At 42.4% G+C, this 12,709-nt stretch carries 12 protein-coding genes; 8 read left to right on the forward strand and 4 right to left on the reverse strand.

What is annotated here, in order from left to right; all coding sequences use genetic code 11:
* Nucleotides 1-85: 85 nt before the first annotated feature.
* The 8 genes from dxs to WDV74_RS13335 all read left to right on the forward strand — a co-directional run bounded on the left by dxs (nt 86) and on the right by WDV74_RS13335 (nt 9,910).
* Complete coding sequence (gene dxs / locus WDV74_RS13300; RefSeq protein ID WP_338883253.1) at nt 86-1,951, forward strand: 1-deoxy-D-xylulose-5-phosphate synthase; 1,866 nt, start codon at nt 86-88, stop codon at nt 1,949-1,951.
* A 115-nt stretch (nt 1,952-2,066) separates the two neighbouring features.
* On the forward strand, nt 2,067-2,219 hold the full coding sequence (locus WDV74_RS13305; RefSeq protein WP_338883254.1) for a 2OG-Fe dioxygenase family protein: 153 nt from the start codon (nt 2,067-2,069) through the stop codon (nt 2,217-2,219).
* Between the two features lie 17 nt (nt 2,220-2,236).
* Nucleotides 2,237-3,463, forward strand: a complete 1,227-nt coding sequence (locus tag WDV74_RS13310; RefSeq protein ID WP_338883255.1) for an MFS transporter — start codon at nt 2,237-2,239, stop codon at nt 3,461-3,463.
* Between the two features lie 418 nt (nt 3,464-3,881).
* Entirely contained in the window at nt 3,882-4,556 is a 675-nt protein-coding gene (locus WDV74_RS13315; RefSeq protein ID WP_338883256.1) for a PAS domain-containing protein, read from the forward strand.
* Nucleotides 4,557-4,685: 129 nt separating this feature from the next.
* A complete protein-coding gene (locus tag WDV74_RS13320; RefSeq protein WP_338883258.1) occupies nt 4,686-5,687 on the forward strand; it encodes a LacI family DNA-binding transcriptional regulator in 1,002 nt (333 codons plus the stop codon).
* Nucleotides 5,688-5,727: 40 nt separating this feature from the next.
* Nucleotides 5,728-7,167 (forward strand): Na+/H+ antiporter NhaC, encoded by a 1,440-nt coding sequence (nhaC, locus tag WDV74_RS13325; RefSeq protein WP_338883259.1) that lies wholly within the window; start codon nt 5,728-5,730, stop codon nt 7,165-7,167.
* Nucleotide 7,168: 1 nt separating this feature from the next.
* Nucleotides 7,169-8,347 carry a MalY/PatB family protein gene (locus WDV74_RS13330; protein ID WP_338883260.1) on the forward strand — a complete coding sequence of 393 codons (1,179 nt, stop codon included), beginning with the start codon at nt 7,169-7,171 and terminating at the stop codon, nt 8,345-8,347.
* 882 nt (nt 8,348-9,229) lie between these two features.
* Nucleotides 9,230-9,910, forward strand: a complete 681-nt coding sequence (locus WDV74_RS13335; RefSeq protein ID WP_338883261.1) for a LuxR C-terminal-related transcriptional regulator — start codon at nt 9,230-9,232, stop codon at nt 9,908-9,910.
* A 189-nt stretch (nt 9,911-10,099) separates the two neighbouring features.
* Here WDV74_RS13335 and pgpA read toward each other — a convergent pair whose 3' ends face one another.
* The 4 genes from pgpA to ribE all read right to left on the reverse strand — a co-directional run bounded on the left by pgpA (nt 10,100) and on the right by ribE (nt 12,648).
* Complete coding sequence (gene pgpA / locus WDV74_RS13340; protein WP_338883262.1) at nt 10,100-10,591, reverse strand: phosphatidylglycerophosphatase A; 492 nt, start codon at nt 10,589-10,591, stop codon at nt 10,100-10,102.
* Nucleotides 10,584-11,630, reverse strand: a complete 1,047-nt coding sequence (thiL, locus tag WDV74_RS13345; RefSeq protein ID WP_338883264.1) for a thiamine-phosphate kinase — start codon at nt 11,628-11,630, stop codon at nt 10,584-10,586. The genes pgpA and thiL overlap by 8 nt, the downstream gene beginning before the upstream one ends.
* A 101-nt stretch (nt 11,631-11,731) precedes the next feature.
* Nucleotides 11,732-12,148, reverse strand: a complete 417-nt coding sequence (gene nusB, locus WDV74_RS13350) for a transcription antitermination factor NusB (RefSeq protein WP_338883266.1) — start codon at nt 12,146-12,148, stop codon at nt 11,732-11,734.
* 29 nt (nt 12,149-12,177) lie between these two features.
* Entirely contained in the window at nt 12,178-12,648 is a 471-nt protein-coding gene (gene ribE, locus WDV74_RS13355) for a 6,7-dimethyl-8-ribityllumazine synthase (protein ID WP_189758896.1), read from the reverse strand.
* Nucleotides 12,649-12,709 lie beyond the last annotated feature (61 nt).

Consider the following 12,709-nt stretch of genomic DNA (forward strand, 5'->3'; position numbering starts at 1 on the left):
GGTGAACCCAGAAATTACACACTGATAATAACAGGGTTCGTAATATTCAACTTCTAACGGATATAGCATTTTACACAGGCATAGCATGAGCATTGATATAGCGAAATATCCAACATTGGCATTGGCTGAAACTCCAGAAGAGCTTCGCCTGCTACCCAAAGAAACCTTGCCAAAGTTATGCGATGAACTGCGTCAATTTTTGCTGAACAGTGTCAGCCGCTCCAGTGGTCACTTTGCTTCCGGCCTTGGCGCTATCGAATTAACCGTCGCACTTCACTATGTTTATAAAACCCCTTTTGACAATTTAGTCTGGGATGTTGGTCATCAGGCCTACCCACACAAAATTTTAACTGGACGTCGTGATCGCATTAATACCATTCGGCAAAAAAATGGCCTTCACCCCTTCCCCTGGCGAGAAGAAAGTGAGTACGACACTTTATGCGTCGGCCACTCATCCACATCAATCAGCGCTGGCTTAGGTATGGCTATTGCTGCCGAACACGAAGGTCAAGGCCGCAAAACGGTATGCGTCATTGGGGATGGTGCCATTACTGCGGGCATGGCTTTTGAAGCTATGAACCATGCCGGCGATATCGATCCCGACATGCTGGTTATTCTCAATGACAATGAAATGTCTATCTCTGAAAATGTGGGAGCATTGAATAACCATCTGGCACAGATTCTGTCAGGCAAACTGTATACAACTCTGCGTGAAGGCGGCAAAAAAGTTTTTTCCAACCTGCCGCCTATCAAAGAGTTGTTGAAAAAAACGGAAGAACATCTGAAAGGCATGGTGGTTCCCGGAACGCTGTTTGAAGAACTTGGGTTCAACTATATCGGGCCTGTTGATGGTCATGACGTACTGGCGCTAACCCAAACGTTGAAAAACATGCGCGAACTGAAAGGGCCACAATTCCTGCATATTATGACTAAAAAAGGTCGTGGTTATGCACCAGCGGAAAAAGATCCAATCAGCTGGCATGCTGTCCCCAAATTCGATCCTTCAACGGGTTCTTTGCCGAAAAGTGCTGATACTCGCCCGACATTTTCCAAGATCTTCGGTGATTGGCTGTGCGAAGAAGCCGCATATGATAAAAAACTGATGGCGATCACTCCAGCCATGCGGGAAGGTTCCGGTATGGTGCGCTTTTCCCGCGAATATCCTGAACAATATTTTGATGTCGCGATTGCCGAGCAACATTCGGTCACTTTTGCCGCAGGTCTAGCTATTGGCGGCTACAAACCTATCGTTGCCATTTATTCGACCTTTCTGCAACGCGCTTATGATCAGGTGATCCACGATGTCGCCATCCAAAACTTACCAGTCTTGTTTGCTATCGACCGTGGCGGCATTGTCGGTGCAGATGGTCAAACCCATCAAGGTGCTTTTGATCTTTCTTTCCTGCGCTGCATCCCGAATATGGTAATTATGGCACCCAGCGATGAAAACGAATGCCGCCAGATGCTACATACCGGCTATCATTATCAAGCAGGCCCTGTTGCTGTTCGTTATCCTCGCGGTACAGGGACAGGTGCTGAACTCCAACCTTTGGAAACATTGCCAATCGGCAAGGGCATAATCCGTCGTCAAGGAGAGCGCGTTGCGATCCTTAACTTTGGCACATTATTAGACTATGCGCTGCAAGCGGCTGAAAACCTGAATGCAACTGTTGTGGATATGCGTTTTGTCAAACCACTGGATAAAGCGCTGGTGCTGGAAATGGCAGCCAGCCACGAGTTGCTGGTGACTTTAGAAGAAAATGCCATCATGGGTGGTGCAGGCAGTGGGGTTAACGAATTAGTGATGCAGAAAAAATTGTCAGTTCCTGTATTAAATCTGGGTTTACCCGATAACTTTATACCACAAGGAACACAACAAGAGCTTCATACTGATTTAGGGTTGGATGCGACAGGTATCCAAAATAACATCGAGAAATATCTGGCTGAATAATTGCTAATAAAAAATGGATGAGTGTTTTTATTAAATATTCATCCATTTTACTTCCTATAAAAAATTTAATCTTGCTTCGCCCATTTTAGTATTTTTCCTCAATAAAGCGCCGCCCTTGCTACACCCCGCACTGGAACATTTTCTTGAAACACTCGCAATAAATGATAAACGACTTTATCATCGAGCAAGCGGTATTCGACAAGTATCTCATACAAACACAGAATTTCGGGATCTATTGCTGGTAACTTTCCGACAATTCCCTAAATAATAAGTGAGCGAATAATCATGCCAAGCCAGGAAAATAGTTTGGTTTTGCGTTGGTCTAGCCTTAATGCCTTATTAATCGTTAGTGCTCGATTCGTTTCCGATTTTGGTGCATTCCTGAATATGGTAGCACTCTCCACTTATGTTTATCTGCTCAGTAATAGCGTCATGCACGTCAGTATTTTTCTTGCCTGTCGTGTTGCTGGCGGTATCATTGCCAGCTTGATCGGAACCCCTTTTTTCAGACGATTTACAGGCCGATGGCCGCTGGTCTTTTTTGATCTGGTACGTGTCATTGTACTCTCCCTGTTATTGCTGCTCCCCACATCACAGCAGCTACTGATTTTACCCGTGATCGCCTTCGGCATTGGCTTAGGCAATTCAATGTTTGCTATCGGGCTAAACAGTCAACTGCCATATTGGGTTCATACCTCCCAACGTATATCGACTAATTCCTGGCTTACCTCTGTCGCCGCCACGGGAGCCGTATTTGGCAGCCTTGTATCGGGACTTTTGGTCGCAAGCAGTGGTTATGAAATAGTATTTACCGTCAATATCATGACTTATCTACTGGCTGCGATCCTGATTATGCCCCTTCGTTTTCTCTCCTTGCCAGAGCTTAAAATATCGAGAGAACTGGGTAACGAGTGGCGTGAATTGCGCCACGGGTTGCGCGGTACGCCCATGCTGGCAGGTATGCTATTTCTCAGTCTGGCAGATACATTGGGTAGTGCTGCCCATAACGTTGGTTTTCCCATCATTTCGAAACTCCTTACCCCCAATAACGCCAGTACCACAATGGGATTATTACTGGCAACATGGGCGATAGGAAAATTCGCAGGCGCGCGATTGGCGAGTTACCTGCTACGTAGCCGCAACCTGTTGAGGATGGAGAAACTATTCTTTATCGGTGTCGCTCTGATGTCGACTGGGTTTATCCTCACTTTCCAACAAAACAGCGTATTCTGGCTACTGCTATTCGCCATCTGGGCAGGAATAGGGGATGGGATCGCGGAAGTGAGCCTAATATCACGGGCACAAAGTGAACCGGAAAACTTACGTCTGCCAATTTTCAGTTTACTGACGCTGTTACAGATGACGGGCTTTGGGATAGGAATGTTGCTGGTTGCCCCGTTTTATGTTTGGCTACCACCTTCCATTGTCATTCTGATATTCCACGGCTTTCCACTGACAATATTAGTACTGATCTTGTTGTGGGTACGGCGTTTTACTACAAGCAAAGTGTAATTATTGCAAATTAAATAATCAGCACTGATTGGTAATGTAATTCTACGGTGCTGATTTTTTCCAGTGATAAATAAGGCAAAAAAACAACGAAAGTCACATTTTTACACTCCATGAAACCGGTTACATGAATAGCAAGCTCTTCTCACATTCCATTTGAAATAAATTCGTTACATTTTCCATAACGATCAATTCAAAAGCACACAGATTACTAGAATGAATTGTAACCTTAAAGCATCAACAGCCTCTACTATGCTATGTGATTAGGGAAATTGTGATTAGGGAAATTGTGATTAGGGAAATTGTGATTAGGGAAATTGTGATTAGGGAAATTGTGATTAGGGACATGCTTGAGGGGTGAGTGGAGCTAACCAAGCAGTAATTTGAAAAATAAAGAAAATATCATTATTGAAGGTTATATATGAGTCAAATCACTCCTCAATTAACAAATATGTGGGATAAAAGTCATGAATCTTGGTTTGTAAAAGATCATAAACTCCGTTTTATATATGCAAATAAAACGTTTATGACGTTAAATAACTTACCTGAACAGTTTGATGTTACAGGATATACGGAAAAAGAGTTACAGACACCATTTAATCATCTTGTTCATCTGTTTGAAGAACATGATCGTAAGGTTTTACAATCGATGCAACGAGTATCATCTATTGGAGCTTATTTTCAACAGAGTGATCAACAACTCAAACCCTATTTCTGTGAAAAATACCCATTAATGGATGAAAATAATCAGTGCATCGGAATAATTGGCCATGCCAAAGAAATGAATCATTTTTCCGTACATTATTATATCAAAAATGATATTTCCACATCTATTAACCTTAACCCGCCTAACAATATATTGACAGAGAAGGAATGGTTGATCATTTTTTTGTTTTGCCGTGGCGTTAGTAATAAAGACATTGCTAATGAGCTGAAAATCTCATATCGTACCTTGGAAAGGTATTTTAATGTTATCTATGAAAAATTCTCAATTAGTTCAGTTATTGAATTGAAAACTCTTTGTGAAAAAAATAATTATGATCTCTATATTCCACCCAACTATTTAAAATCCATAGACCATGCTTTGCTATATTAAGGGGGATATCTGCGTGCTAAACCCTCTGTCGCTTAATCAAAAAGGTGATTTAAGCCTTCATACAAGCTTAAATAAATGGGGATATGATCCCACTTCATACTTATCTCACATAATTGCCGAGGAAATAACATGGCCACTATGAGAGATGTAGCACATCGAGCTGGCGTGTCTGTAGCCACGGTTAGCCGTGTTATTAATGATACAGCTTACGTCGAGCCGGGTACCCGTGAACGGGTAGAAAAAGCGATGCGTGAATTCGACTACCGTCGTAACTCTGCCGCGCTTGCATTGGCAAAAAGATGTGGGAATATGCTGGGCTTACTGACGGGTAATTTGGCTGATCCTTTTTTCTCCCTTTTGGCTCGTGGAGTTGAAAAAATTACGCGAAAAAAAGAAGCCAAACTCATGGTTTGTAGTGGCGGGCATCAAGCTGAACTCGAAAAATCTGCATTGAACTTTTTAATCAACCAAGGATGTGAAGCAATCGTTGCCCATATCAGCAGAATGAGTGATGCAGATGTATTACGTTACGCAGCCCATACTCCAGGATTAGTGATTATCAATCGATATATCCCGGCCATCGCTAACCGATGCATTTGGTTAGATAATATCAGCGCTTCCCAAACTGCAACCAACTATCTTCTCCAAAATGGCCATCGCAAAATTGCTTGTGTAACGGCAAATTTACCTATCGATGATAGAAAGCTCCGCTTAGAAGGATACTATGCCGCAATGACTAATGCGGGTATCACAGTACCTAGCAATTGGATTATTAGCGTTCCATTTAATGAAGAAGGTGGGGAACAAGCAGCAGAAAAACTCTTAAGCAGTGGCATCAACTTTACTGCGGTAGTGACATTCAATGATGTTATGGCTGCCGGTATGATGAAATACCTGCATCGGCGGAAAATCAACTTACCTGAACAACTATCAATCGTTGGATTTGATGATGTCGTTACAGCCCGGTATCTCTACCCTACCTTAACGACTGTACGCAACCCAATCGAACAAATGGCTCAACGGGCAGCGAACCTCGCATTACAACTCAGCGCCAAAAAAGAACTACCTCCACAAATGAATATGTTCTCAGCGGAACTGGTCATAAGAGATTCCGTATTTTCAATTAAATGACTTTTTATCTCAATAAGCTACATAAAGCTGGAATTTTTATATGGATGATAAGAAAAAACTAAACCTAGGACTCGCGATACTGCCAATTGCAGCAATGCTCCTTCTGCTAATTATTGGCTATGGTCAACTCAGTCTGCGCATCGAAGCCTTATTGCTCTTTTCAGCGGCAATAGCAGCAACCTTGGCATATTGGCAAGGCTATCGCTGGAATGACATCATTGATGCCATTGTGGCAAAGCTAGCCAAAGCAATGCCAGTGATTATGATACTAGTTTGCGTTGGAGGCTTAATTGGCACCTGGATGTTCAGTGGAACCATACCTTATATGGTTTACTGGGGCTTAAAACTGATTAGTCCTCAATACATACTCATTGCCGCCTTCTTTATCACAAGCTTAATTTCAGTTTGTACTGGCACATCATGGGGATCAGCCGGAACAGTCGGCGTTGCCCTAATGGGAGTCGCTGCTGGCCTTGATGTGTCTTTAGCGGCGGCAGCGGGCGCGGTTGTCTCAGGGGCATATTTCGGTGATAAAATTTCGCCGTTATCTGACTCAACTAATTTTGCTGCAATCGTTGCCGACACTGATCTTTACAGTCATATTCAACACTTAATGTACACCACTATCCCAAGCTTCATTTTGGCCACCATTGTTTATTTTATTGCGGGTCATACAAGCTTAACGGATAACGTAGCAACCCCCGAAAAAATTACAGAAATCCTGTACTCTCTTGAAAATCTGTATCACTTCAATTTATTGTTGATCTTACCTCCAATACTGGTGTTGTGGGGAGCAATAACAAAACGCCCAGTGATACCAACCATGTTAGCGGCTTGTGTATTGGCTATTGCCATCGGCATAGGTCTTCAGGGGTTCACGCTTAAACAAGGCCTTAATGCCTTAATTGATGGTTTCAACCTCTCCATGTTCTCTGATCAAGGACACAATATCACCGGGATCGTTAGCGATGTCCCTCGCCTACTCAATCGCGGTGGTATGTTCTCAATGATGGGTACTATACTGCTTGTATTCTGTGCATTCGCGTTTGCCGGTGCGTTAACGCTCACTGGCGCTTTAACCGTTATTATTAATCGGCTTCTGCAAGCTGTTCGCACAACCGGGCAACTCATCGCTGCAACCCTATCCACAACCATTCTACTCACTGGCGCAACCTGTGATGGCAAGCTGGCCCTTCTCATCCCGGCAGAGCTATTTAAGGGAGCTTATTGCCGGATGGGACTAGATAACAAAAATCTATCACGCACCATAGAAGATGGCTGTACAGTCATCGAACCCCTGATCCCTTGGACGTCTGCGGGCATTTACATGGCGACGACATTAGGTGTCAGTACGCTTGATCTACTGCCTTGGGCAATCCAATGTTATGCAGCCGTCTTTTTGGCTCTCATTTATGGCTTTACTGGTTTCGGTATTGCAAAAAAACCATCGGAAAATGCCCTAAAGAAAAAGGAAATTTAACGTGGAATCACCTGATTTCAACCAGATAATCGATCGCCATAATACAGGTTCTGTTAAGTGGGATTTTTTAGATCGTTACCTACATTTAAATAAAACTGATCTGCTACCTATGTGGGTTTCTGACTTCGATTTTCAATGTCCCAAAGAAGTCCTGCAAGCCCTATCCTGCCGAATTGATCATGGTATTTTCGGTTACAGTGAGCGCGACGATCTCTACTATCAAGCAGCAATAGACTGGTTTTCAAGGCGTCATAAACTAACTTTACACAGGGATTGGTTCACCTCAATAGAAGGTGTCATACCTGGATTAGCTTTACTGATACAAATGCTGAGTAAACCAGGTGAAGGGGTCATTATACAGGGGCCTTATTATTCTTCGTTTGCCAAAATTATTACTATGAACGGCAGGGCAGTTATTGAAAACCCACTTCTCGAAGATCCCAAAGGCTATAAAATTGACTATGCTCATCTAGAACACATATTGGAGCAGCACAAACCACCTTTGCTGTTGCTATGCAACCCGCACAATCCCACTGGCCGCTGTTGGGATCGTGACGAATTGCTCCAGCTATTGGTACTCTGCAAAAGATACGGTACGACGATAATTTCCGATGAAATTTGGGCTGATTTAATTTTGCCTTGGGGAAAATTCACCTCAATATTGCATCTTGGGAGTGAATGGCATAGCCACGTGATTGCGGCGACCTCAGCCAGTAAGACGTTTGGGCTTGCATCGCTGCGTATATCAAATTTCCTTATCCCAGATCCCACTCTCCGGCAAGATTTTAATGATCGGTTAAACGCTCACGGGTTAGATATATTTAATTCATTATCTATGACTGCAGCGACAGCAGCCTACCAGCATGGAGATAGGTGGCTTGATAAACTACAAGATTATCTGGCTGAAAATCGTAGCTGGTTCGAACAGGCTTTGGCGTCTTCTGTCCCCTGGTGTCGCATGATCAAAGCGGAAGGCACATATCTGGCCTGGCTGGATTGTCGCGATTTAGGTTTAGATGATAATACCTTGCAACAGCTATTAATACAAAAAGCCCAAATTGCCGTTTCGATGGGATACAGTTTTGGTGATAGAGGAAAAGGATTTATCCGAATAAATTTAGGTTGCCCTCGTCAATACCTCGAAAAAGCGATTAATGGTTTGGTTCAGTTAAGAACATAAGGTTAATACATAAAAATAAAAAGGTAACCGAGAAATTGTTCCTGTTTTAATTCTATAATCGTACCTGAAACTTTTCACCAGAAAAGTTTCAGGTAATTAACCCTAGCTATTTACTAAAATACATATCCTTCTTTTCCCTTATTTTAGTTATTAAAAGCACTATGTTTATACGCATTAAATTTCAAGTTGCAATTTACAACACGATATGAAACCTGATTTCTCCCCGCTTTGCGGGGAAAAATCACAAGCATCTTGAAGTTAGATTGGTATATATCCTATTTAAGGTTTATTTTTATATTATTACAGGTTGTTCCCTGGAGATGGCGCTCGTGAAAAATACTAATAATAAAACAAAAGATATTCGTATAGATTTTTATAACCGATAACACTCTCAAATAGTTTAGTTATTTTTTGGAATGTTGGAAGCGTATGAAATACTTTAATGAACATCTTTTACCTTAGGGCAAATAAATAGTACTAAGCACTTATCCTCAATTAGATAACATTAAAATGTTAATATTGCGTTAATTAATGGTGAAGGCTTTATAATGCTATCCATTTTCTTCAATTGTAACGTAACATACATTGAACCTTAACCTTATAAAATACTATTTTTCATGTAAGTAATTAATATATTAAAATTAATAAACACCCAATCTTTGGCAGGCTAATTGTTGTACCATATCATGTGGTCAACTTATTTCAACCATAATCAATCAAAATAATAAGTTAATAGTTAATAGTTAATAACATGAAAAAACAAAATAATATCACCTAGAAATTAATTTAATTTACCAGTATCTCTTTGAAAGAGTTGCCACGATTGGTAATAGAAAAATAATCTTATTCTATATACCCAAAATATAAAAAAGGAATAATAACATGAGTAATAAACCTATCATTTCACCTCAAATAATTAACACGCTAGCAATAAGTCACGATCCTTGGGGAATAAAAGATAAAAACTCATGCTTTATCTACGGTAACAAAGCGTTGAGTTCCATTAAGGGATTTTCTGATTCTTTTGATTTTGAAGGGCTTTACGATGACGAACTTCCCTGGGATGGTGCCGAGTTTGCAAAAGCATATGTTCATCATGACCAAAAAGTCATGCAAGATGAAAAATCATATATTTCTCTCGAAACGCATATTTGGGGAAATACCAAAACATTATCCTCTTATTTTTGTGAAAAATCACCACTTTATCATGAAAATGGGGAATGTATCGGAATTATATATCACCTATGGAAAGCTCAGGATTATTCATTGACTCGCTTATACTATGGTAAACTCCCTGCTTCCATTATGTTTCAACCACCAACTCAACTATTTACCCAACGAGAATGGGACGTCATTTTTCTCTCCTTGCACAAATATACCAGTAAGCAAATTGGTAGAATATTAAATATTTCTTATCGTACTGTCGAAAACTATACAGCTCAAATATATAAAAAGGCTGGTGTTAGCTCTGCTCAACAATTGGAAGAATATTGTCGCTTTAATAATTTCGATATCTATGTGCCAGAAAGATTTTTACGTCCTGAAAGCAGGCTTTTTATTTGAATCTCAAATGTTGTAGTAACCCACGTTAATACCGATATTTAATGCCCGTACGGTATCATGGATATCGGTTTTATCCCTTTTGGTCTCCAATTCCCTTTTCATCCAATAAATGTTTTTCATCCAAGATTACCATCGATGGCGGAACAACAAGCTGAAAAAATAGCCACTGGTATTCAGTGGCTATTTAATTTAGAAAGGTAACAGTTGGTAGAAATTCAGTAACCAAATGACAACAACCGCAAAAATTGCCGCGATAATGTCATCCAGCATGATGCCAATACCACCTTTTACATAGCGGTCAAACCAGCGGATCGGCCACGGTTTCCACATATCAAAAATACGAAATACCACAAAGCCAACCAAAATCCATTGCCAGTTGAGTACAGGGATCGCCATCAGTGTAATCCACATTCCGATGAATTCATCCCAAACGACACAACCAGGATCTTCCACATTCATGGCATCGGCAGCTTTCTGGCAAATCACACAGCCAATGATGGTTCCCAACACAATAACCAACCAGATTCCCCATGCCGGTAGCTGCGCCAACAGTAACCAGAAAGGGATCGCCGCCACTGAACCCATTGTGCCCGGAATAATCGGCGATAAACCACTACCGAATCCCGTAGCCAATAGATGCCATGGATTCCTCATTTTTAAGTGGCGTTTTGCGTCATCCATGCGTTCCCTCTGTTTGATCATTTTCTTCTTGGTGTGCAGCCGGACAAGGTACTACCGATTTTTCATCCGTTTTAAAGTGGTCAAAACCGTTCAAATCCAGCTCAATTTCTTTGTTATTGTTAAAATAGCGGATACCTTCTGATTCAGGCCTGATTTGCCCAATACAGCAGAAACTTGCCCCTGAATGGGCCAATGCCATATTTAACGCACCACGGTTAAGCTCAGGTACTGTGAAACACAACTCATAATCTTCCCCACCACTCAGCGCCCATTTCAACGCCTGCTCAGCGGGAATATATTGCTGCATCGCTTCCGAATACGGCAGTGCATCCAGATTAATACGCGCACCGCATTGGCTGGCCGTCAAAATATGGTTGAGATCAGAAATCAACCCATCCGACAGATCAATCGCGGAAGAAGCCAGATCACGCAGCGCCTGTCCTTGTAAAACGCGTGGTTGTGGACGGAGATGACGCTTAACCAGCCAATGGTGGATAGCAGGATCCTCCACGGTCAGATGCTCTTGCAACAAGGCAAGCCCTGCGGCACTATCACCCAGTGTTCCGGTGACATAAATCCAATCACCGTTCTTCGCACCAGCACGACGCAACGCCCTGCCAGCCGGCACCAGTCCATGTACGGTTAACGTCAAACTCATGGGGCCTTTTGTTGTATCTCCACCAATCAACTGCATACCGTAATAGTTCAGTTGTTCAAACAGGCTATCACTAAATCGTTTTAACCAATCCTCATTGACGTCAGGCAACGTTAACGCCAACGATGCCCAGGCAGGATCTGCCCCAACGGCAGCCAAGTCACTGATATTGACAGCCAGTGCTTTATAAGCCAAATCTTCCGGTGAGATATCAGGAAGGAAATGAACACCGGCCACCAACGTATCCGTTGTTACCGCTAATTCTTGCTTATCCGCAACGGTCATCAGTGCACAATCATCACCAATCCCTAGGTTTACATCACGTCGGCGGCTGAGAGGGCGATTGAAGTAACGTGCAATGAGGTCAAATTCACCACATGCCATAATAGAATTCCAAAAAGTGACCAACGATGAGCACATGAGGCCGGATTTCCGGCCTCATGTGTAAAATCATTGAGTTATAATGGGGAACTCCTGGCAAGCAATCACTTTTTCTTACGTGCTGCCGGGCCAGCTTTATCCAACACCCCATTGACGAATTTATGGCTATCTTCAGCACCAAACGTTTTTGCCAGTTCGATACCTTCATTAATAGCCACTTTGTAGGGGACATCATCACGAAAGCTTAGTTCAAACATCGCAACGCGCAAGATGGCTTTTTCTACCTGACCTAACTCTTCGAGCTGGCGGGAAAGATAAGGCGCCATCAAGGCATCCAATTTTGTAGCATTGACTGCTACCCCGGACAGCAATTCACGAAAATAGGTGATATCAACACCGGTTACGTCCTGCTCTGACAGAAACTGCAATTCAACATCAGCAATGCTGTTTTTGGATAATTGCCATGAATAAATTGCCTGAACAGCACACTCACGAGCACGACGACGAGCAGCAGGTTTCACAAAATTCCCCTTAATTAAAACTAAAAAATTCAGCCTTTAATGGCTTTGATTACATTGATCATTTCCAACGCGGTCAAGGCAGCTTCCGCACCTTTGTTGCCCGCTTTAGTCCCAGCGCGTTCAATCGCCTGTTCAATATTTTCTGTTGTCAAAACACCCAATGTAACAGGAATGTTGCTGGACATTGCCACGCTGGACAAACCTGAACTACATTCGCCGGCAACATATTCGAAATGGGCGGTTCCACCACGGATAACAGTACCTAAAGCGATAACCGCATCATATTTTTGGGACTCAGCCAACGCCTTGACCGTCAATGGCAGTTCATAAGCACCCGGTACCCATACTACGGTGATATTGTCTGAAGAAACCTGGCCGATGCGTTCTAACGCATCAACGGCCCCTTCCAGCAGGCTGTCATTAATGAAGTTGTTAAAGCGGGCAACTGCAATGGCAATGCGGGCTTCAGGAGCTGCAACAACACCTTTGATTACGTTCATAGCCTTCCTTATACTTTATTCATATCCGCAGGGGCGCGGATCTTATCACATTATTTTTGAT

Source organism: Xenorhabdus sp. TH1, from assembly GCF_037260955.1.
GTDB lineage: Bacteria > Pseudomonadota > Gammaproteobacteria > Enterobacterales > Enterobacteriaceae > Xenorhabdus > Xenorhabdus griffiniae.